The organism is Serratia sp. D1N4 (assembly GCF_054552755.1).
In genome coordinates this window covers 395,915-420,733 of sequence record NZ_CM137274.1, presented here as the reverse complement: position 1 = coordinate 420,733, position 24,819 = coordinate 395,915, and the positions used below count along the sequence as shown (strand labels likewise).

At 49.5% G+C, this 24,819-nt stretch carries 8 protein-coding genes; 5 read left to right on the top strand and 3 right to left on the bottom strand.

The features are described from left to right. Nucleotides 1-398 precede the first annotated feature (398 nt). Nucleotides 399-5,009: an Ig-like domain-containing protein gene (locus ACX1CU_RS01770; RefSeq protein WP_459400952.1), complete on the bottom strand. Its 4,611-nt coding sequence runs from the start codon at nucleotides 5,007-5,009 to the stop codon at nucleotides 399-401. A gap of 1,033 nt (nucleotides 5,010-6,042) precedes the next feature. Here ACX1CU_RS01770 and ACX1CU_RS01765 point away from each other — a divergent pair. Next, complete coding sequence (locus ACX1CU_RS01765; RefSeq protein WP_459400951.1) at nucleotides 6,043-10,950, top strand: Ig-like domain-containing protein; 4,908 nt, start codon at nucleotides 6,043-6,045, stop codon at nucleotides 10,948-10,950. 101 nt (nucleotides 10,951-11,051) lie between these two features. On the opposite strand, the gene ACX1CU_RS01760 is transcribed toward ACX1CU_RS01765, so the two are convergent. Then, nucleotides 11,052-14,501 carry a hybrid sensor histidine kinase/response regulator gene (locus ACX1CU_RS01760; RefSeq protein ID WP_459400950.1) on the bottom strand — a complete coding sequence of 1,150 codons (3,450 nt, stop codon included), beginning with the start codon at nucleotides 14,499-14,501 and terminating at the stop codon, nucleotides 11,052-11,054. 204 nt (nucleotides 14,502-14,705) lie between these two features. Beyond that, nucleotides 14,706-17,891 (bottom strand): hybrid sensor histidine kinase/response regulator, encoded by a 3,186-nt coding sequence (locus tag ACX1CU_RS01755; RefSeq protein WP_459400949.1) that lies wholly within the window; start codon nucleotides 17,889-17,891, stop codon nucleotides 14,706-14,708. Between the two features lie 479 nt (nucleotides 17,892-18,370). On the opposite strand from ACX1CU_RS01755, the gene ACX1CU_RS01750 reads away from it, so the two are divergent. From ACX1CU_RS01750 to ACX1CU_RS01735, 4 genes are all read left to right on the top strand, one after another. Next, entirely contained in the window at nucleotides 18,371-19,015 is a 645-nt protein-coding gene (locus ACX1CU_RS01750; protein ID WP_459400948.1) for a response regulator, read from the top strand. Between the two features lie 531 nt (nucleotides 19,016-19,546). Further along, nucleotides 19,547-21,778 (top strand): type I secretion system permease/ATPase, encoded by a 2,232-nt coding sequence (locus ACX1CU_RS01745; protein ID WP_459400947.1) that lies wholly within the window; start codon nucleotides 19,547-19,549, stop codon nucleotides 21,776-21,778. Between the two features lie 50 nt (nucleotides 21,779-21,828). Then, nucleotides 21,829-23,082, top strand: a complete 1,254-nt coding sequence (locus tag ACX1CU_RS01740; RefSeq protein WP_459400946.1) for an HlyD family type I secretion periplasmic adaptor subunit — start codon at nucleotides 21,829-21,831, stop codon at nucleotides 23,080-23,082. 6 nt (nucleotides 23,083-23,088) lie between these two features. Further along, nucleotides 23,089-24,630 carry a TolC family protein gene (locus ACX1CU_RS01735; RefSeq protein WP_459400945.1) on the top strand — a complete coding sequence of 514 codons (1,542 nt, stop codon included), beginning with the start codon at nucleotides 23,089-23,091 and terminating at the stop codon, nucleotides 24,628-24,630. Nucleotides 24,631-24,819 lie beyond the last annotated feature (189 nt).

The window sequence follows — 24,819 nt, the reverse complement described above, 5'->3', positions numbered from 1 at the left end:
TAAATCATGGAAAGTCACCCTGTCCTCACACCTATTATTTATAGTATTACTCTAAACGCCAACGGTCTCTCTGTCTGTCAGGCCTGTTCGAATTTGAATTAAAGATGATAGAACTAGTATTAATTCCATTTCGTTATTATCCGTATGTCATGCTGGTAGGCGGAAAATTCGAGAAGCCTACTTAAGCAAGTAGCCTCTCCCATCAGGCTCTTTTACCTGCCATTTTGGCCCTGGCAGGGATGTTAGTCTCTAAACGCCCAGATGGGAGACCCAAAGGGCAAACGTAGAGAGTCATCCTCACCTACTGCATACCAATATTGATTTAAAGATAAAGCGGGCATAAGCCCTGTATAGCAAAGCCCGCTTTATTGCTGACCTAGTCAGACCTTTTTGAATAATTAATGGAACTGTACATCAACGCCCTGTTGTACCAGGACGTCTGCTTCCAGCCCGGTGTGGTGGTAGACGTCGTAAGAGATACCCGCCGAGATCACTTCCCCGAGGCTTTCCCAATCACCGACGTCCATGCCGTTAGGCAGCAGATCGCTCAACATCACCACATCACCCGCATCACCTTTGACTGCCAGTTGCACGGTGTTTTCGTTGATAAATGCGCCATGGGATCCCTGCTCCAGCACGTCACCCAGAGAGAGCTTCAGCGTGTTATTGCCAGAACCGGTGATGTCGATAACCTCTAACGAACTCAGACGCCCTGTCCAGGCTGACAAATCCAACACCTGATCTGCCCCCGTCAGTTTCAGCGTATCAATACCGCCGTTCCCCTCAATCACCTTCACGCTGTTGAGTGCGTTGACATCGTCCACCGTAAAAATGTTGTCGCGGTGATGCCCGTAGATTTCAGACACATCCCCAGTTACGGTCATATTCACACCCGGCACTGAACCACTGGTATTCGTAAAGCCTGACAGGTTACCGGCCAGATCGACCAGGGCTACGCTGGCACTGTTTGCCGATCCCACATCCAGGGTCACTGACCCGGCGGCGATATCCTGTGCGGTAAGGGTGTGCTCGAAACGCTGAGTGCCGTCATCGGCAACCACTGCAATTCGCTCCCCGACAGCAACATTCAGCGGGTCAAACTCAACCAGCAGGCGGCTCCCTTCCAGACGAACTGCCGCAGGCGCACGCGAAGCGGTGATGTCGAGAGTAACCTCTTGCGACGTCACAATGCCGGTGTTACCAGACTGATCCATCACACGAGTCTGGATAGTCCAACTCGCGGCATGCAGGCTCAAATCCTGAGCGGCCCATTTCGTGCCGTTCGCCAAGGCGTTGAACCAGTTGCGCCCACCGTCAGTAGACACTTGCAGGGTCTGACCTACTGTCAGTTCTGCACTCAGCGTACCGTGCATCAAGCGCCCGGCACCGCCATTGTCGGAGACAAAGTCATTCCCGTCATAACCTGAGTCTTTGCCCATCTGCGAGAGGTATGCAACCTGAGTTGGACCACTACCGGTATAAACAATCAGCTCAAACGGATCGGAAGCTGCACTGCTGTTGCCTGCAACATTCACAACAACAGCGGTGAAACTGGACTCACCGTCGTTCAGGTCGTTCTCTGGCGTCACGCTCCAGCGTCCCTGAGCGTCCGCTTTGGTACGGCCAATTTCGACACCCTGGTCATAAACAATCACCGTGACATCCGGTTCACTGCGGCCCGAAATTTCAGGACGACGATCGTCGGTCACATCACCAGAAGTCAGCGCGCCTGTCAGTGGGCCGACGTCGTCCATCACTGATTCAATAACCGGCATTTCTGGCAGTTGAACGACAATCGTGATCTGCCATGCTTCCGAGCTGCCAGACTGATTACCCGCCCCGTCGGTGGCACTTACGGTAAAGCGGTGTTCACCCTCCGCCAGTTCGCTTTCCGGCGTGAATGCCCAGTTACCTTCAGCATCGGCAGTGGTTTCACCAATTTTCTTGCCGTTGTCGTAGAGCTCAACCTTCGCGCCCGCTTCCGCCTGGCCTCGCAGAGTTGGCATCGTATCGTCAGTGATATCACCTGGCTCAAGAACACCGGTCTTTTCACCCACATCGTCATAAATACTACCGATCGTTGGTACATCTGGCGCCGTGGTGTCAACAATCACTACCCACGGATCGGACGGCTTCGATTGGTTACCCGCCGGGTCTTCAATGCTCACCGTGATTTCATGTTCGCCCTCAGACATTGGCGGCGGTGTGAAAGTCCAATTACCGTCAGGTTGAACCTCAACGCTGCCCAACGGTTTATCATTGTCAAAGATGTGGACGGTATCTCCCGGTTCACCTCTACCGCTAAAGGTAGGTGTGGTGTCATCCGTCGTGCCGCCATTCGCTACTGGCCCCTGCACGACCCCTACATCATCGATGACGCTGCCGATCCCGCTTTCCCCGTCGTTTCCGGGTTTGCCTGGTGGCGTAATATCGATATTGAAATCAAATACCGGAGTTGCCTGGCTCTCACCACCAGCAAGAGAGGTCACCGTTGCTGTGATTGCATGGTTACCTTCAGCCATAGGTGTCTGTGGCGTAAAACTCCAGTGACCAAAAGCATCACTGGTCACCGAACCCAGCTCAACACCTTTGTCATAGAGCACAACGGTCGAGTCAGGAAGCGCACGGCCGCTAAAGGTTGGCGTTGCGTCATCTGTCACTCCACCTTTGCTGATTGAACCTTGTTTAGCGCCAAAATCGTCCAGAACTACGTCAATAGATACGTCAACCAGACGAGTGTCGACGGTAAACGTAATAGGAGCGCTGATGTTACTCTCGTTTCCAGCCAGGTCGACAACCTTAGCAGCCAAACGGTGCTCACCATCGGTTAACGCCGTATCCGGTGTAAAACTCCACTCACCATTGCTATCACTGACAACTCGCCCGATTTCTGTACCCTTGTCATAAATGACGACGGTTGAACCAGGTTCAGCCTTGCCATTGAAGGTTGGCTGAGCATCATCAGTAACGGTACCGTTAACGATCGCTCCCTGGATGTTGCCAACATCGTCCAGTAATTCACCAGATTCGATCGCAGCTGGCGGTGTTGTATCAATGATTAACGGATAATCACCCGTTTGCGGGCTGATATTACCTGCGGCATCGGTAGCTAAAGCCGACAGATTGTTTAGGCCCTCAGGCAAATCACTTTCTGGTGTAAAACGCCATTGCCCTGAAGCATCAGTGACAACGTTGCCTAACAGCTCACCATGGTTATAAATACTGATAATCATCCCTGGTTCTGAAGTACCGACCAGAGTAGGACGAACATCATCAGTCACCGCATTCTTCTGCAATGTCCCCTGGATGCTACCAACATCATCAAGCACGGCGATAATAGCCGGGGCACTCAGTGCATTTGCCGCAATCAGTGAAAAATCGAAAACCGATGAAGGCTCGCTCATATTTCCTGCCGCATCGATAGCTTTCACCGTAATTGCATGATTACCCACGTCGAGCGCTAAATCCGGTGTGTAACTCCAGTTACCTGTGGCATCAGCAGTGGTTTCACCAATCTTCTTGTCATGATCATAAATCTCAACCTTAGAGCCAACTTCAGCTCTACCATTCATTACCGGACGGTTGTCATCAGTGACCTCACCCAGTTTAATTGCACCGGTTTTGTTGCCCACGCTGTCATAAATGCTATCAATCAACGGCGTATCTGGCGGTGTGGTATCGACAGTCACTACCCACGGATCGGACGGCTTAGACTGATTACCGGCCTTGTCTTCGACGATTACGCTAATTTCGTGCTCGCCTTCACCCAATTCGGTCTCCGGCGTAAAGCTCCAATTGCCGTCGTTATCCACGGTGGTTTCACCGATCTTATCGCCATTGTCGGTAATAATGATGGTGTCACCCGGTTCACCCTTGCCGTTCAGGGTTGGCATAGTGTCGTCCGTAATATCACCTTTGGCGATCGGACCCTGTACCGGCCCCTGATCGTCGATGATTTCGCTGATATCCGGCACCTGGCCATCAACCTTCGGCTGGATTGGTGAGATAATGTCGATCACCAAATCCCAGGGCTGTGACATCTCGGAAGCATTGCCTGCAACGTCGGTCGCACGAGTGGTAAAACTGTGCTCGCCTTTCGCCAGTTCGCTTTCCGGCGTGAATGACCAATCGCCATTGGCATTAGCGGTAGTTTCACCAATCTTGTTACCGTTGTCGTAGATCTCAACTTTCGCACCTGATTCAGCCTTGCCCGTCAGAGTCGGCCGTGTGTCGTCGGTAATCGCACCGGGCTCCTGAGCGCCGGTTTCGCTGCCGACATCATCGAAAATACCTGCAATGACCGGCGCTGCTGGCGACACAGTGTCAACGACTAATTCAAACGCATCAGACGGAGAACTCACTTTACCGTCAGCATTCTGCTCAACCATGGTAATGCTGTGGGCACCGTCATCCAAAGGATCACGTGGGGTGAATGACCAACGGCCATCCTGACCAACCTCGACCTCACCGATTTTCTTACCATTGTCATAAAAGATAATGGTATTTCCAGGCGTACCGCTGCTTCCTAAAAAGGTCGGGGTATTATCATCAGTCTCAGAACCAGCCGTAATGGCCCCCTGTAAAGACCCTTTATTATCAATAACCTGACTCAGTGATGGGGAGGTGACGTCTGGAGCGGGTTGCAGCACCTCAGGAGATTGAGGCGCATCACTTTTGCCGCCGCCGCCATGCTTACCAGGTCTACCCTGACTCACCATCGCCCCAATCGCGCCCATACCTAATGCCAATACACCAAGTGCACCCAGTATGGAATAGCTCTCACTGCTGGGCAGTTGCTCGCCCCCTAAAACCAGAGGTGAACTTTCGCCATCCAGCAGCATCGCCGCAACGGCGTTATCATCATCACCATTGGAAGAGATATATGGATAATAAGCACCGCTTTCAGCCATACCGATAAGTTCCCCATTATGCAGGAAGAAATCCTCAATAATGACGGTTGGCTGATCGAGTGAATCCCCTTCAAGACTCACATGCAGGTCTTTGCCCACTCGTTTAACCGTGATGTTTTCAGGGGCAAAACCCGTTTCTTGGTCTGCCAGGATAAACTTACCATTTGCAATGGCTTTTATCTTTTTGGGGGACCCCGTATTTTTAGGGCGCAAAGGAATCTCTTGCCGTACTTCTTTGCCTTCAACCAATACGAGTTTTGTTGGCTGCGTTACCATATATTCTTCCTAATTAATTTCAATTTTCTAACAGTACAACCGTTACATAAACGTCTTGCTTAAAGAGGAAATGTAACAATCCAGATGGTGTGCATAATGATGCAAAACATAGGGTTTGGGAGGCTGCCACAGCATATTGGAAACATACCATTTCCCTTGAGTACCATATTGAACAGATTTCTGATGAAAGAGTCTTTCTGATTGGTATGAATTTTTAACGCTTGTGAACGGTCATGTACGAAAGAGTAGGAAAACAGAAAATCACCATAAAAACAGCACGATAAACAAAATCACATAAAGCAGAGGGTAAAGAAAGTCAGACTGACTCAGTTAGTATCTGAATATGAATGAAAGACTTGCAAGGGAAGCCCGCTTATAACGCCAACTATTCAAGCATTGTCCGCTTAAATCCCCAGCCAGGGTGGACATTTCAGGTAACATGCTCGTAGGGTGCACCAACTTTTTGAAATCTTCAAGCGTAAGAGGATTTACGAGTGTGATTTCGAACTGGTCAGGTATTTATTTCCTTTTCCTGCCCTTATTCTATCCATCGCATTAATTCGCGACGTTCTCTAAGTAACTACGGCATAGACGACCAAAATCTTTACTTGGCATTAATGCTGGTCGTTGTGCTAGTGCTGAAAATGACTATAGAGCAACTCATAGTTTGTGCTTGTTTTCTTAGAACCTCCTCATTAATTACCTGATAAATTAAATTTAAATGAAAAACATTACTGATAGTTCAATCCGCTTTTCAGTCATCACTGAAGGCTCACTAATACAGACCGGTTATCTAGACGCATCGCAGAGCGAACCAACACAATATATTCCATATATCCCAGCTAATATTTATCTGGTGCAAGAGGTTGAAACCGCGTCGATTGAGGATGTATTAGTTGCAGAACGTTCAGGTGAAGACCTGATTTTAACCTTACACAGCCAGGAAAATAGCCAGCCACATCTGGCTCTTAGAGACTTTTTCACCCACAACGGCCAGTTGTACCAAATTAAACCGGACGGCGAATTTATCCGCAGCCTGTCTGCGCAGGATAACCCACAGCAGGGTCCGGCCACATTTGACGTCCAGTCATTAGGCCACATCGAACAGCAGCCACAAAATCTGGCGCTCGGTATACTTCATGAGGTTTCTGTTACAGAGGCCAATGCCGCACTGCCTCAGAGCAGCGAAGCTGCACCAGCCATGATGACGATGGCCTCTTTTATGCTGGATGAGGCACCTAAAATCACTCACGCCCTTGACCAATTGGGTACACGCCAAGGGGCATTGAAGTCAGGTAACGTCACTGATGATCAATGGTCAGTGTTAGAAGGTAGCGGTAATCCCGGGGCCTCCCTTGAGATTCTTGATAATGGACGGGTGATCGGCGAAGTGCTCGTTGGTGAAAATGGTCTTTGGAGCTTTGCGCCTGAAGAGAAGTACGGTGAAAGTGGGCATTTATTGGTAGCTCGCGACAAGGCCAGCGGCCAGTCATCCGATAGCTTTGCGTTGATCGTCGACTCTATTGCTCCCTCACGTGCCGTGATCGACAGCATCAGCAGCGATGACCACGGGAACACCCTGATCGGAAAAAATGGCTACACCAGCGACAATACGCCATTGATTAAAGGCCGTGCCGAAGCGTTCAGCGTGGTTGCTATCTATAATGGCAACTCCATGATCGGGAGCGCATTTGCCGATGTTACGGGAGCCTGGGAGTTCTCTTCCATTTTCACCTTCCCGGATGGTGAGTACACTATCACCGCCAAGGCACTCGACTTTGCTGGTAACACCGGTCTTGGATCGTTAGCCTACACCATCACTATCGACACTATCCCACCCGCGGTGCCGACCATCCTGCAGGCGTCTGACGACGTTGGTTCACAGCAGGGCCTCCTGGGCTCCGGGGACTTGACGGATGACCGCACTCCTACGCTGTCTGGCAAGGCCGAAGCGGGTGTGACGGTATTTATCAATGACAACGGCAAACTGCTGGGCACCACCATGGCAGATGTCAATGGCAACTGGTCTTTCACACCCGATGCTCCACTGACAGACGGCGATCACCATTTCACCACTTCTGCCCGTGACAAGGCGGGAAACACCAGCAATGCCGAGAGCGATGCTTTCACGCTGGTTCTGGGGGAAGATCGCACTTCTACCCCGACTATCGACAGCTTGGCTGACGATGTGGGTAACATTCAGGGTTTACTCAAGCACGGTGATTATACCGACGACGCTACACCAACCCTGCGTGGCAAAGCACAGGCTGGCGACTCGATAAAAATTTTTGATAACGGCATTCTGATCGGTGAAACCCAGGCTGATGTTTTAGGCAACTGGAGCTTTACGCCCGCGTCTGCGTTGAAGGAGGGTCAACACGCTTTCCAAGTGCAGGCGCTCAATGCCACTCATTCTCCCAGTGAGCTTTCCCCAACATTCGAGATAGTCCTGGATCTGACCCCGCCTGATACGTCGAGTCTGCGTATTACCGGGGTCTACGACGACGTTGGCGCTATTACAGGTAATGTCGTCCATGGAGGCCGGACTGACGACCAGAACCCGACCATCAGCGGCACCGGTCCGGCGGGCGAAACCGTGATCGTCTATGTCACCGATGCCAAAGGGCAGCATGAAATCGGCCGCGTACAGGCCAGCAACAACGGCACCTGGACCCTTGAGGTCAATGAAACCTTAAGCCTGGGCGCTCATACTTTCACCGCCGTCGCTGTCGACACGGCAGGTAACACGACGCCGCCTAGCCCTGGTTACAAAGTGACCGTCACTACCAACGATATGATCGGTGGGTTTGACCTCAATAGTAATCAGACATCGGGCGGAGCGATCAACACCACGGTAGTTGGAAATCAAAATAACCCGCAGGTAACCAAGCTGGCCAACGGTAATCTGGTGGTTCTCTGGCAGGGGGATAACAATACATTTTATGATGTCTATATGCAGTTGCTGGATCCGACTGGCACACAAAAAATTGGTCGGGAACAGTTTGTCAACCAGCGCACTGTCTCAAACCAGGACAGCCCACAGGTAGTCGCGCTGGCCGATGGTGGGTTCCTGGTCGTATTCGAATCCTATCAGGCCAGTGCTTTAGACAACAGCCTAGATGGCATCTTCGCCCGTAAATACGGCGCAGATGGCACTGCCCAGACTGATGAATTCCTGGTCAACCAGACGACATTTAGCATTCAACGCAGCCCGGCAGCGCTGGCTTTACCGGACGGTGGCTATATCATCTCCTGGTACAGCGCACAGAGTAATAATTCGATCGTACAACGCACCTACAATGCCAACAACCAGCCAGTGGGTAATGAGGTTGTCATCAGAAGTGGCGGTGCAGACTCATCTGGTAGCTTGGAAATGGTCCTGTTAGGCGATACAGGTTGGTACCTCACCGTCTGGGAAGGTGTAGACAGTAGCCTGAGCGGTATTAATGGCAAGTTACAGAGAATTGACGGTTCTGCGGTAGGCCCTGACTTGATCCTGAATACCACTCAGGATGGCGCTCAACAGTATCCAGATGTACTGGCACTGAAAGATGGTAGCTTTGTCGTTATGTGGAATTCCAGCGACAGTAAGAGCGTAGGCAGCGACATCCGTGCTGCTCACTACGGCTTTGACCCTGTCACCGGCACCGCTACGCTGCTCGGTAACGGTGACTTTATCGTCAACGCATACCGCGCAGGCAAGCAGTATAAGCCTGTGGGCGTGGCACTGGAAGATGGCGGCTACATGCTGTTCTGGGGTTCTGAAGGCGGTGACGGTGATGGTTCAGCCATTTTCGCTCAGCGTTTTGATGCCAACAGTAACAAGGTCGGCCATGAATTCCTGGTTAATCCGACCACCTGGGGCAGCCAGGGTTCTGGTTGGGATCACATTGATCTGGCGAATATCCTTGACGCCACGCTGATGGAGAATGGCAATATTTTCGTCACCTGGCACAGTGAAGTGATCGATCGCCACGGATATGGTATCGAAGGCGTCGTCGTTGACATTGATGCCGGTTTCTACTCGGAATTCCAAGTCAATAGTGTGATTAATAAGAATCAGACAACCCCGGCGGCTGCTGCGTTACCCGATGGCAATTTTATGGTTGTCTGGCATTCGCTAGATGCAAATAATTCAGATATCAAGGGACAGTTGTTTAATGACCAAGGAATACCAATTGGCCCAGAGATACTGCTCAGCCAGGAGATGAAGGCATACAATCAGTTTGACCCTGTCATTACTACGCTTGCTGACGGTACCTTTGTCGTCGCATGGGCAAGTGCCGATACGGCAAACCATATCCGTATGGCTCATTACGGTTATGAATACAATGAGCATGGGCAAGTGATTGGCACCGTGCAGATTGGCCGTGAGCAAGTGGTCAACCCGAACCCGAGTGTAAACTGGACAAATATGCCCTCTATCGCCGCATTGGACGATGGCGGTTATCTGGTGACCTGGCGTAAGGGGAGCTCAATCACCACGATGGTATCACGCCAGTATGATGCCAATGACCAGCCGGTCACTGGTGAAGTGTTAGCCGGTTCCTCGGCGATAACCTCGGGTTCGGTATCAAGCACGTTAGCCGATGGCAGTGTCGCGATCGCTTATACTACTCTGGGGAAAGGCGTTGATAATGACGTCATGGTACAGATCTACAATCCGCTGACGCATACCTACAGCCCTGGTTTTATTGCCAACCAGACTCTGCCGGGGGCGCAAAGTGCCCCAAGTATCACCACATTGGCCAATGGTAATTTTGTGGTTTCATGGGATAACGGCAATACCACGGGTCCAGATCAGGATGGCAGCGTTTATGCTCGCGTTTATTCTGCTGCCGGTGAACCCTTGGGCAACGAATTTATCGTCAATACCTTCACGCTATACGCTCAACAGAAACCAATAGTCCAGGCCAACCCAAACGGCGGCTTTGTGGTGGTTTATGAGTCACAGGCCGACATAACACCTGGGGCAGGGACATTCGGTATTTATATGCAATTCTTTGACGATAACGGTAACCGTGTTGGCCAGGAAATGCAGATTAACCAGATAGTGGCGGGAACTCAATCCGAGCCCGATATTACCTTCCTGGCCGATGGCCGTCTGTTCGTCACCTGGACCGACTACCAAGTGGGTGATGGCAACGGCTCATCCATCAAGGGCCGCATTATTGACATAGATGGCACTCTGGGCAACGAGGTCGCCATGAATGGCAGTACCCAGAACGCCACGACGCTTCTGGCATTGGCTGATGATGCAACTCAGGGTAGCCTGTGGATGCTGTTTGACGATGGTTCAGCCTCTGGTCTGATGCTGAGCGGCGAATCATTGTCGGCGGTGCGCGGCGGTGCGGGCGATGATGTCATTGGTATTACTGATACGTCATTCGTTTCTATCAACGGTGGCGAGGGTATCGATACCCTGCTGCTGGACGGTAAAAACATGGCACTGGATCTTGACGCACTGATAGGCCATATCACTGGGATCGAGAAGATCGATCTTGGCCAGGGCAGCGCCAACAGCCTGAGCCTGAGTGCCTCTGCGCTCGAAGGGTTTGGGCAGACCGATATGGTTATGACCGACGGCAAGAACCAGTTGGTGATCAACGGTGACGGTTCGAACGCTCTCCAGCTTCTGGATACGCAATCCGAGTCGTGGATGGGAGCAGGTGAAGCTGAAATTGGTGGCGTGATTTATCACACCTATGTTGCTGGCGCAACGGAACTGCTGGTAGAACAGAATATCCATGTAACCCTAGGCTAAGCTGTAAACGTTATCTGGCCCATCAAGCTCAAGGGTTACCCCAACAGGGGTAGCCCTTTTACTTATCACAATCCCAAGACGTTGCTGTTCACTCACTTGCCCTATTCTTTATTAGCACCAGATAAAATAGCCAGCAATTGATTACCTAACCGCACAATTTCTTCGCCGGTTTTCTCCTCACGATGGGATGCTGCCAACGTAATGATGCGGGCAACCAAAGATTCAGCACTGACGGGTGCCGCCAACGTAATTTTCTCTAATGCTTCGCAGAATGAGGCTAATAACATCTGGGCTGATTCGTAACCCGAATTTTTGATGAGTTCTTCCAGGGCCGTAGCCTTTTCAATCATTTCATGCATTTCAAAAACACCAAATGCACCATTGAGGAAATGCAGTTCATGCAAAATGGCAGGGGTATCTTTTGTCTCAATCGCCTCTTTGAGCACCGCAAGTGAATTGGCGCAGGTCTGTTCAAAAAGCTGCTGAATATCTGCCGGCAGCGCATTGCCATCCAGCAGCCCGGCTTGTACAGCCTCAACCTCGGGTTTCATTTTTGCCTCGAGATAAACAGCTTCCAGGCCACACACTACCAGCAGCATCTCTTTCAATTCTTTCAATAACAGCGGCTTGGTGAGGACCCGCGCCATCCCAGCCGCCTTACAAGCGGTGTATTCCTGCTGGGTCGCACTTGCTGTTACCGCCACCACAGGCATCGTTGGCCATTCATCTCGCGCTCGCCGTGCCAGCGTATAGCCATCCATCCCCGGCATGGATAAATCCGTCAGAAGAATATCAAACCGTTCCTGCTGCAAATAGACCAGTGCCCGCTCACCGTCTTCAACCAGACACACCGTGCAGCCCAACAGCCGCAGTTGTTCCGCAAGCAGATGCCGGTTTACCGGGTTATCCTCAGCGACCAGCACATGCAACGCCTGCGGTAAAGCCTGTTCTCCCCGCTCACGTATCGGCAGATCCTGCCCCTGTAAGCTATGGCGCAAAGCGTAAGCCAACCCTTTTAGCCCATAGACTGATGTACTCAACACTCGCCCGGTAGCGACCGGTATCTGCGGCCCTTCATTGCTGCAATCAATCACCCAGATAGCCTCTTCAACCAGACGATTTTCATCATCGGGGTGCCAAGTGGTCCTATCACCCCAAAGTATCAAAGTCTCTAGGGTGTCTAACGCCGCGTCATCAATCTGAGCAGGGTGTTGATAGCTCTGTACCTCCAGCCCCCATGCCGTCAATATCCTTGTCAGATATGCCCGACACTCTGGCATCATCGCCAGCACGCTGACTGGCTGCCCGTTAAATAATGGACGATCGGCCTGCGCGTTGGCCCGGGATAAAGGTAACGACAGTTGGAACACGCTGCCTTTACCCAGCTCACTGGTGACGGACAGATCCCCGCCCATAGCCCCCGCTAGCCGCTTACAGAGTGCCAACCCCAGTCCGCTACCGCCGTAGCGTCGGCTAATGGTTTCATCCGCCTGGCTGAACGCATTGAACACCTGTTGCTGCTGTAACGCCGATATGCCGATGCCCGTATCTTCGACCGCGACCAGAACGAGGGAGGTAGACATATCCACGTTAATTCGCAGTACTACCTGCCCCTGCTCGGTAAATTTCAGCGCGTTCGATAACAGATTGTTGATCACCTGCCCCATACAGGTCGGATCGCCCAACAGCGGTAGCGTAGTCGTTTCACCTAGCTCCCCCCGTAGCGTGAGCCCCTTTGCCTGCGCGATTGGGGCAAAGATGTCCAGAGCCCGGGCAGCCACCTCAAGAATATCAAACTCGATGTACTCCACATGCATCTCACCAGCCTCAATCTTGGTAAAATCCAATACATCATTGATAGTTGCTAGCAGGCTGTCTGAGGCATGGCGGATCACATCAAGACGATCGCGCTGTTCGTCCAAGGGCGAATGGGATAACAGTTCAAGGTTGCCAAGAATGGCATTAAGAGGGGTGCGGATCTCATGACTCATCACCGCCAGGAAAGAAGACTTGGCAGCGCTGGCTTTGTCGGCGTACTCTTTAGCTGCGATCAGATACTGCTCCAACTGTTTTTTGTCGGTGATATCCACAAAAGCTACCACCAGAACATCTTCCCCTCTGTAACGTGCCAGAGCCATACAAACAGACAGATTGACCTGTTGCCCGTCATTCGTGTCGAACGTTATTTCCCGGCGCACAAGCCCCTTTTGGTGAAAGTTCTTTTGTTGGTGATAGCACGTGACCAGTGCGGCTGGCAGGCTGTTATAGCCGTTTTGAAACCGCTCTTGCATTTGCACCATAATCAGGCTGCGCAGTAAAAGGGTGCCATTTCCCAATGCCAGTAACCCCAATCCGACAGGAGCCGTTTCAATAAAGGTGCGACTGAGTTGCTCACTTTCAAAAATCCGTTCGGACTGTTGCATTGCGGGTACCAAAACGCGTCGCTTCACTAACAGCAATAAAATCCAAGTGACCAAGATGGTAATGCTACCAAAGATAATCGGGATGAGGAGTTGCAGCCCTATGTCAGCAATGATATGCCGCAATGAGAGAGAGTAAACCAGCATCCAGCCGTTCCGGCCAAGCACCCAGCTATAGAGGAATTGACCATCTTGATAATAACTTCGACGAGACTTACCCAACCCTTCTTTCTGCACTAACTGTGCCAATTTAAGCAGTCTACCCTCGGCCAGTTTGTTGTAGGGCAACATCAGCCGTCCACTTTGGTCCAGAAGCAGACTGTCTCCACCGAAACTGGACTTGGGAAGTGTCTCTGCCAATCTCTCAACCGGCAGCTCAAAAACCAGTGTGCCAAACTTTTCATCTTTGGATCTCCACATGGTAGAGACAACACGGAATACGGGTTTGTGGCTCAACAGACTTTCGGAAGGGGGCAACCAATGTAAAATTGGCTGTGGCGGGCGACTTAATTCGTTGTGGGGCGCAAAGTTTTGCTCTACATCATCGCTTAACTGTTCCGTTAATACGGAACGTGGTTGGGATAATAAACGATGTGAAATATCCTGTTCCCAAGGTATGGAGGTGAATAGCAGGAATTTTTTATCTGCGCTGTAAATATAAGCACTGAGTTCACCACTATTGCGTCCCCTGGCTTCAGAGGCGTAGTGGGAAATATTTTGCGCCACAGAGAGATAAAACCAGGTGTCATCTGCATTTGTCAGAGGCTGAGTCGCCATAACCAGAACCGGCTGATCCTCAACGGTTTTCTGAAAAAGCAAGCTGTCATCATTCGCTTTAAAACGCAAAAGAGTGGCCTGGTCTACAGGCCTGATCATATTCAACGACATGGCGACATCATGCGTATTAACGCTGGCCCTAGCCGTCGAACGTACTATTTGATTTGATAATTTATTGATATTTATAGATGTTTCGACCTGAACCCTGGCCAAATACCCACGTACACTCGCCCAAATCTCCAGCCCGCTGGCGAATAAGATGAGCAGAGTAATCACTATGCCGCCACCGTTTATCAACAGATAATGATGGCGACGTAAGCGCCCCAAAACTTCATCTTTATGAAAATTTCTCATAGACAGGAGACTCTCAAGATTTTTTCCAGTACTTCGTCACATTACATCAAGGTGACTCAGTAAAACCCCCCGCTCACGTAGAGGTACCACTTGAAGCATGAGGGATAAAATAGCCAAGTTAGGTCAAAATGATTATGGTGCAGTATCAGAGAATTGTCAGTGATACCTCTTTGCTAATTTCTTTTCGTGCATAAACGAGGTTTTTCAAAATACTAGCGAGTCAGTTACGGATGGGCGCCGGAGAAGTAACTCATGCTGAAGCCCGTGCAGAAAGGGGTCTAATAGCCTTTTGGCAGCCGCCTCCCCTAATTTGAGATGTGATTCAATCTCTGCCAGATTTTTTTCAGCCTCCGGAAAATGGTACACGCTCAGCGCCCCTCGGAGTTTGTGCAGCTCCCGAAGAATACCCGCTATATTACCAATACCCTGCGCTTCGCGAATCGAATCAAAAGACGATTGGCATGTTTCCTCAAAAATATCCCACATCCCCTCTGGCAATGTTTGCCCACCCGATGGTGCGCTGGCCTGTTCTTCAACTCGCGTTGGTAACCCACTGGAAACCGTCTCCAGGCCGCATACCTCCAGCAATACCTCTTTCAACTCTTTTAATAACAGTGGCTTAATGAGCACCCTTGCCATTCCTACCGACGAACACTTTGCATATTCCTGCAGAGTAGCATCCGCTGTCACGGCCACCACGGGCATAGATGGATACGCTGCCTGCGCACAGCGCGCCAGGCTATACCCATCCATACCCTGCATGGAGAGATCCGTTAGCAAAATATCAAACCGTTCCTGCTGCAAGCAGGCCAATGCCTGCTCTCCGCCCTCTGTTAAGCACACCGTGCAACCCAACAACCGAAGTTGATCTTCAAGCAGGCGTCGGTTGAATGGGTTATCCTCTGCCACCAGTACCCGCAGCGCATGCGGTAAACTCTGTTCATCTCGTTCACGCATCGGCAAATGATACCCCTGCAAACTATGACGTAATGCCAAGGCCAACCCACTCAACCCATACATTGATGTGCTCAATATCCGCCCGGTAACAGCAGGGATACTCGAACCTTGGTTCTTACACTCAATCACCCACAAGGCCTCCTCAACCAGACGATTCTCATCATCAGGATGCCAGAGAGCTTGGTCACCCCACAGCACCAGAGTCTGTAGAGAATCTAACGCCGAGTCATCAATTTGAGCCGGATGTTGATAGGTATCCACCTTGAGTCCCCACGCCGTTAATACCCTTGCCAGATACGCCTGAGACTCTGGCATCGCTGTCAGTACACAGACCCGCTCTCCATTGAATAACGGACGATCCACCTGTCCCACTTTTTGAAATAGCGGTAACGACAGTTGAAATACGCTCCCCTTATCAGGTTCACTGGTAACAGACAGTTCTCCGCCCATGGCCTCCGACAACCGCTTACACAGTGCCAAGCCCAGTCCGGTTCCCCCATAGCGCCGATTGATGGTTTCATCCGCCTGGCTGAACGCGCGGAATATCTGTTGCTGCTGCAACGTCGACATGCCAATCCCAGTATCTTCGACCTCAAAGCGTATTAATGAAGCAGGTGCATCTACGCAAATCCGTAGCACTACCTGCCCCTGCTCGGTAAATTTCAGCGCGTTCGATAGCAGATTGTTGAGCACCTGCCCTAGGTAGGTCGGATCACCGAGCATCGGTTGAATCGTGGTTTCCCCTAATTCCCCCAACAGAACCAGCCCTTTCTCCTGGGCGATTGGTGCAAAGCTCTCCAACACGCGGGCTGCAACTTCCAGTACATCAAACTCGATATGTTCTAAATGAAGCTCCCCGGCCTCAATCTTGGAGAAATCCAGCACATCGCTGATGGTCGCCAACAAGCTATCTGATACATGGCGGACAATCGCCAGGCGATCGCGCTGTTCGTCCAACGCTGAATGGGCTAACAGTTCAAGGTTGCCAAGGATGGCATTAAGAGGGGTGCGGATCTCATGACTCATCGCTGCCAGGAAAGAGGACTTGGCCGCACTGGCTTTGTCGGCGGATTCTTTGGCTGCAATCAGATGTTGCTCCAGCTGTTTTTTGTCTGTGATATCAATAAAAGCCACTACCAGCGCATCTTCTCCCCGGTAGCGAACAGGAGCAATACTGACAGACAGATTAACTTGCACGCCTTCGTGTGTGCTGAAGGTCAATTCCTGACGTACTAATCCACTTTCTAAGGTCTTTGTCTGCTGGCGATAACACTTGGCAAGTTCTGCAGGCAAGCTGTTTCCCCCGGTTTGCAACCGCGACTGCGTTTGTATCATGACCGGACTACGCAACAGCGGTTCGCCATTTTTCAGCCTCAGCAACCCTAGCCCCACAGGCGCGGTTTCAATCAGGGTAAGGCTGAGTCGCTCACTTTCCAAGACCTGTTGAGCCTGCCTGATGAGCGGACGGAAGAGGTAAAATTTAAAATAGATCAGAAAGCACCAAACAAGCAGTACGGAGCCCAAAGTCATTAGCGCATCACCGCCAACCTGACGAACAATAACGGAAGCAATCTGGCGCCATGAACAGTGAAACACCAGAAACCAGTTGGTCTCCCCCAAAGTTACAACTAAGGTGAACCCTTTTTCCTGCTGTTCTGGCTGGTACTTCGCATCATCATGTATAGCCGGTTGATCAACGTACCGATCACCCTGCTTGCTGATGATATCTCCTTGTTTTGACAAAAGAGTATAAGTGCCTTGCTTATCCTCAGGCACGGAAGTGGACATCAACGCAGGGGGACGGAATTCCACGACAAGAACGGCAAACGGTTTGCTATCCAGCTGGATCGGTGCAGCGAGCCGCAGCACTTTTTCACCTGAGTAGGGATTTATATAAGGGGGCATCCAGTATGTGCGGTTTGCGTCACGACTTGTCTCTGCCCGAACAGATGAAAACACATTCTTATCCACATCTTGTGTCAGCAAATTCAGATAATATTTGGGGCCTGATTTAAGTTGTTCACGGCTAGCCAAAGACGGTGCAGGAATAATACCAACCATCTCATGCCCTACGCTGTAAAAATAGCTGGATAGAATATCTTTTTGCATCATCAGGCTATCTGCAGATATCACTTTTCCGAGGTAAGTACTCAAACTCAAGAAGTGCCTGACCACTTTTTTATCCACAGTTAAATTCGCGGGGCTATAAACCCACTGTGAAACGGGCACAGATGCAGGTTTTAAAACCAGCTGCTTATCATTGAGGTAGAATTGGCGCACGTAAGCGTTGTTAAGCTTAATGTCTTCTTTTAATAGGATTTCGGCCCCAACCAACATCGTCCTGAAAGTATTTTCCAACCTGACAATTTCTCTCTCCAACCTAGCATGCTCACCAGCAAAATCTTGGCGTAACATCTCGATATGATTGAGCACGGCGGTTCTTACTCCAATAGTAAAAACTAAAAGGAGCATAAAAGTGCTAAAGAAACCGAAACCAAAAACCAATAGGCGTTGATAGCGGCGAAAGCGAATAAGAGACTCTACATGGGAAGTTAACACGACAGTATAAACGAAACAAAGATGGAGTTCGGCCTCACGAAAAATATTATCATGGGGTATAGAAAGAGTATACGGAATACCTTGATGACAAAAAACGAACTAATCCTACTGTTATCTGCAAAATAACAGACAAAAACGAAATTTATACCCTGATAGCTCAACTGACCTGTACTGAAGCATAGCCAACTATGTCATTACGGCGTATGGACGCTGCCAATATCCCTGCCACTTGAAGGATAATGAGTACCTCAACAAAAATTAGACGCCCTCCCCAAAAAAAGCCTATGCTCTTCTCATCATATGTGGTTATCACTAAACCAGAACAGTTATCACATAAAGGATGTGGCTAAAATATGAAAATTCGCCTTTTGTTAGCTGACGATCACCCTGCGCTGCTGGCGGGGTTGACGCATGAACTGGCTCAGCTCCCTACTCTGGAGATTGTAGGCACGGCGTTGGATTCTGATGCGCTAGTTGAGCTGTTACACAGCACAGAATGTGATGTGTTAGTGACTGATTACATTATGCCCGGTGGTAAATACGGCGATGGTATTAGCCTACTATCCCATATCAGGCGTATAAAGCCACAATTGAGAATTGTCGTTTTCACCACATTGGAAAACCAGGCCCTGGCGCAAGAACTCGCTAAGATTGGCGTCAACGGCGTGTTGGGAAAAACACAGCATACCAGTCAACTGATCTCGGCAATCCATGCGGTTTATGCTGGCTCGAACTATTTCCCCACCAATGACCTGATAACAGGCCTGAGTGGTATTAAGCAGAATCCGGCTTCACACCTTGCGCTGACCAAACGCGAGATGGAAGTGGTTCGCCTTTACGTATCAGGCTTGTCAGTTAACGAGATTGCCGCTCAGTTACATCGTACCAAACAAACTATCAGTTCCCAGAAAGCCAGCGCCATGCGTAAGTTAGGCATTTCACGCGATGCGGACCTGTTCCGCTTTGCCTTTGAATCAGACTTGACGAGCAGACAATAATTTTTATTATATTCAATCAGATATGCTTATCACACTTCAAGCTACAAGGATGTTCTCCGCATTACTGCGTCATTCAAAGCATCGCCCCTTCGGAGCCGCCGCAAGCAGCATGCAAATCGGTCTTAGAACGATTTGCATGCTGCTTGCAGTTCGAGTTATTTACAGTAGATATCTCTATTTCAGCCTGATATTAGCTACATGTAATAAACAGTAAAATATCAAAGCAAATAACATTGCTTTATATATGGTTAATCTCGGTATTATTTTAATCTGCCCCATCATAAAGCTAGCGAGAAAAGCAAAAACATCAGTTTAGTACTGGTCCTACCTTCTTTCATTTCAATTCGAACATACCTGACAGACACAGAAGCTGTTGGAATTTAAAGTATGTTCCTATAGCAAGCGTGAAGGGGAAATTTATTTTCCTGACTCTCTTCCCCCATATTTTACAGAGATAGCGACAAAAGCTATGTCTTTTTAATAAATCTTTGCAAAAGCCTAGGTCGATTAAGACACCAAAGGATTATAAATATGCCGTCGGAAAAAGATCATCTGAATAAGAATGAGAATGAGAATTCGTTTACTCTTCCGCCACCAGAGCGGATCGTAGACACTCTGCTTGAGTGCACTCTGTGGATGTGTGAATACCAGGGCGCCCCCCGGAGCGTTGAAAGCCTTTGTGCAGGGTTACCTAAAGGGAATCAGCTGACCACGTCACAGGCTCTGAGTGCATTAACTAATGCAGGCCTTACCGCAGGAACGGTTCGTCGTCGGGCACACGAATTTTCCCCGCATCTGATGCCTATTATATTGCTACGTAAAGATCGTGGGGCGGTTATTTTACTTGCTTCTCGTCGTGATGAAGAAGGGAAACTACGTTTCCAAATAATTTTGCCTGAAATTAGTGTTGATTCACCCGTAGAAATAGGCCAGGAAGAACTCTCAACCTGGTATTCAGAGCATGCCATTTTGGTTAAACCCAGTGCACAGGTTGATGCCCGTGCCGGTGAGGAAACACCGCATTCATCTGGGCATTGGCTGTTCAGTACCCTGTGGCGTTATCGCAGTTATTATCGCAGTGCAGCGCTTGCCGCAGTCATTGTTAATATTTTGGCGCTGTCCAGCATATTTTTTACGATGAATGTCTATGACCGTGTGGTGCCAAACCAGGCTTATATCACCCTTTGGTCCTTGGCTATCGGCGTGGCTCTTGCCATGTGTTTTGAAGCGGTAACGCGCTTTGTCCGAGCAAAGTTATTGGATATGGCAGCTAAAAAAGCTGACTTGGTATTGGGTTCTCAGTTGTTCCGCCAGGCATTGGGCGTACGAATGGAACACAAGCCACCTTCGGCCGGAGCTTTTGCCAACCAACTGCGCGAATTTGAATCGGTACGAGACTTTTTTACTTCGGCGACTTTAGCCACGATATCTGATTTACCCTTTGTTCTGCTGTTTGTTGGCGTGATCTTCGTCATCGGCGGTTCGCTGGGGTGGATACCGCTCATGATGATACCTTGCATCATCATTATCAGCGTGCTCATTCAATGGCCACTGGCGCGGACCATGCGTGAAAACCTGCGTGAATCCTCGCTCAAACAGGGAGTCTTGCTGGAATCAATTGAGGGGATGGAAACTCTCAAATCTGTTGGCGGAGAAGGTCATATGACGCGTCGTTGGGAAGCATTCAGTGCAGCCGCTGCCAGCACCTCAATGAAGTCACGCCAACTCACCAGCACGGCATTAAATTTAGTGAGTTTTCTGCAACAGTTGCAGACGGTAATTATCATAGTGTTTGGCGTTTATCTGATTGGTGATGGATCGCTTTCTCAGGGGGCTTTAATAGGGACAGTGATGTTGGCCGGGCGAGCAACGGCACCGCTGACGCAAGTGGCAGGGTTAGCCGTACGTTTTCAGCAGGCTAAAGCGGCGATGATTTCATTGAATCGCCTTATGGATATGCCACTTGATCGTGAAGTTAATAAGAAATACTTACCATTGCCTTCATTGCAAGGGCGATTGGAACTGAAAGGGATCAAGTTCGCTTATCCGGCACCACCAGATAAACCTAATCAGCCCGTGCTCGAAGGCATAAATGTTTCAATCGAGCCCAATGAGCGAGTAGCGATATTAGGGAAAATAGGCAGTGGCAAGTCGACGTTGTTGCGTTTGATTGCCCGTCTTTATCAACCGACGGGGGGACAAATGATGATGGGGGGGATCGATGTAGCACAGATTGACCCGGCAGACTGGCGTAGCACCGTAGGATATGTTGGTCAGGAAGCACGTCTGTTTTACGGCACGCTGCGCGAAAATATCATGATTGGTCGTCCAGATGCCTCCACTGATGAGCTTCTGAGAGTGTTGCAACTGACGGGGCTGGATCAGATCGCACAAAAGCATCCAATGGGCATCAACCTGCCTATTGGCGAGATGGGTGAAGGGCTGTCTGGGGGACAGCGCCAATTGGTTTCTTTAGCACGCAGCTTGTTAGCTCGTCCAAAAATACTGTTACTGGACGAACCCACAAGTTCTATGGATACGCAAACTGAAGCCCTTTTTATGGCACGACTAAATAACGCCACTAAAGACCAAACTCTGGTGCTGGTGACTCACCGGACCTCATTACTGAATTTGGTTGACAGGATCTTGGTTGTGGATGAAGGACGTATCGTCGCTGACGGGCCAAAAAATGAAATTATCGCTGCATTGACTGCCACGGGCGATCGTGAATCAGTGGGTAAAACGCCTGCTAACGCGAAATAGATTATTCAGGTTGAACGCCTGCTAGTGAAATATAATTAAGGAATTCAGACATGTTTAATAAATTTCAGAGCCGCTTTAAGCGCGCCCCGAAGCCTGCTGCTTTAAAAGCAGGTGATGCAGCGTTTATGAGTGATTTGCGTGAGTCATTACTTATTCAGTCTGCACCGGGCTCTCGTAATGTTTTATATATTATTTGTATTATTTTAGTGACAGGGTTCGTCTGGGCCCATTATGCAAAGGTTGAGGAAATAACCCAAGGTGAAGGAAAGATTATTTCCAAAAGCCGTGAGCAGGTTATAGAAAGTCTGGAAGGTGGGATTATTGAAGAAATGCTGGTTCGTGAAGGCGATATTGTAGAAAAGGGACAACCCTTGCTCAAAATAGATCCCACTCGAGCAAGCTCTACTTACCAGGAAATGAACGTCAAACTGATGGGATTAAAAACCATGATGGCGCGGTTAGAAGCCGAGGCTTATCAAAAACCGCTGCAATTTCCAGAGGAATTACATAAACATCCTTTAATGATAGAGCAGGAAACCAAAGCTTATGAATCACGGAAAAAATCTCTTGAGGATAGTTTGAGTGCGTTGCAACGTAGCCGCGATCTTATTTTGAAAGAAGTTGCTATGACTGCACCGTTAGCCTCACGGGGTTTGATCTCGGAAGTGGAGCTTCTGCGAATGAAGCGCCAGGCTAACGATCTTGAGATCCAGATCGTAGAACGTCGTAACCGCTACCAGGGTGAGGCAAACGCAGAATTAACTAAAGCCGAACTTGAAGTTGCACAATTGATAGAAGGCCAGGTAGGCCGCAAAGATGTCCTGACGCGCACCACTATTTACGCCCCGGTTTACGGAACGGTGAAAAACGTCAGTATCAGCACGATTGGGGGGGTTATTCAACCAGGTGCAGACATTATGGAAATTGTTCCGCTGGAAGATCAACTGATTGTGGAAGGGCAGATTAAGCCACAGGATGTCGCGTTCCTGCGCCCAGGGCTGCCGGCAACCGTTAAGGTTTCTGCTTATGATTATGGTATTTACGGGGGGCTTAAAGGAACAGTAGTGCATATAAGCCCTGATACGTTACAAGATGAAAAGAAACTGGCCGCTGGCCGCCCGGATGCTATTTATTATCGGGTGCAAATACTCACCGATACCAGTTGGCTGGAGTCTGGTGGCAAGAAATTACCGATTATTCCAGGCATGACTGCAACCGTGGAAATACGTACTGGTGCAAAAACAATTTTAGATTATTTACTGAAGCCCGTATTTAAAGCCAGAGAAGCATTCCGCGAGAGATAATTCAGTATGAAATTAAGTAGAAGAAAAAATCGTTTACCAAAGTCTCGCACGTTAATGCTGAATGCTTCAATGCGGTTTCTGCTGTGTGCTGGGATAACGTTCTCATCTATACTGCATGTCCAGGCTAATACTTTGGATGTTGCCCTAATAGCAGCGGAGGATGAAACCCATCAGGTTTCATCATGGAGTTTATTTTCATCTACAAAGAAAACGATCGATAAGGCAGCGGATAAAGAAAATACCAAGTTGATGGCAGCGGCTAAAGCCTCAGCCTATATATCGCATCAAAAACAGATTTCTCGCCAAGACGCTGAGCCTGGTGAGATGGGGAGTCATGCATTTAAAACCATTCTGGCTGGCGCTTTAAAACAGGCTATCGAACGCAGCCCTTCGCTTAAAAAGGCCAGTGCAGAACTCGGTGCCGCAAATGCTGACGTACGTGAAGCCGAAGGACAACGTTGGCCACAGATTGATGTCAGTGCCAATTCTCGTTCAAAGTCGTTAGGCCGCGACTCTAATCCAACCACTCAGGCGTTGAATGTGAATATGACGACCACGGTGTACGATTGGGGACGTACAGGAAAAATGATCGATGGCCGAAAAGAGCTTAGTACTGCAGCAATCCAAAAGTATAGGGTCAATGTGGAAGTCTTAGCTCAAGACGTAGCTAGTACCATCCTGGAGAAAGAGAAAGCCAGTCGGGTAGTTACTATCAACCAACAATATGCTGAACGGATGGAACAGCTGGTTGATATGTTGGGGTATATAGTCGCTACGGACAGTGGGCGTGCGAGTGAATTGGTACAGGCACGTGCCCGATTGCTGGAAGCCGAATCTAGCCGAGATACGTGGCAAGCACGGGAGAGAGACGCTGAAATAAAACTGCGTAAGCTGATTGGCAAAAACAGTGTCAAAATTCCAAAGGATATTAAATTTACGTTACCAGATATCGAGCTGAACCAATTGCTAGCAATTGCCCAGAATCACCCTGCTTTATTGCAGGCAGAAGCTGAAGCCAAAGCATCAAAGCTTCATGCGGAGTCTCTACTTGCTGCAGAAAAACCGCAAGTCAATTGGGTGGTAACAAAATCAACGGCCAAGGATGATTTTGGCCGTGAAGATCCTTGGCAGACCATGGTGACGGTCAGTTGGCCTGTCTTCCGCGGTGGTTCAGCCACCGCGGCCCGAGAGGCTGCATTGCTGAGAGCCGAAGCTGAACTTGAGAATAAAGAAAGACAGCAAATGGACCTTGAGTTTGAAGCTCGGGCCGCAGTCCAGGATGCCAATACTTTGCTGGCAAGGGCAAATCTTTATGTCAACTTGATTGCAGAAACCAAAAAGGTGAAGACTGCATTTTTTGACCAGTGGCATCATCTTGGCCGTCGAACGCTTCTTGATGTTCTGATTGCTGAAAGTGATTACAACAATAATCGTGTTAATGAGGTTTCATATCGTTTTGACAGTTATCTCGCTGTATTAAAAGCCTATGGAAGTACGGGGATGCTAAGCCGCTGGTTATTCGAGGATTTTAATAGCGTTAAGCGCTAGTTTCTCTTGGTCGCTTGGAGTTTAGGGGAAAGTATCTAACGCACGCACTTTTAACGACGACGGAGTTATATCTCTTCCACCTTTAAAAATTATTGATGCATTTTCCATCACCAGAATCAATGAGCGGAGTATGCTCTTTTGGGCATACTCTTTTGCTCTCTACCTACCGTTCTTAATACTTTCCACCTA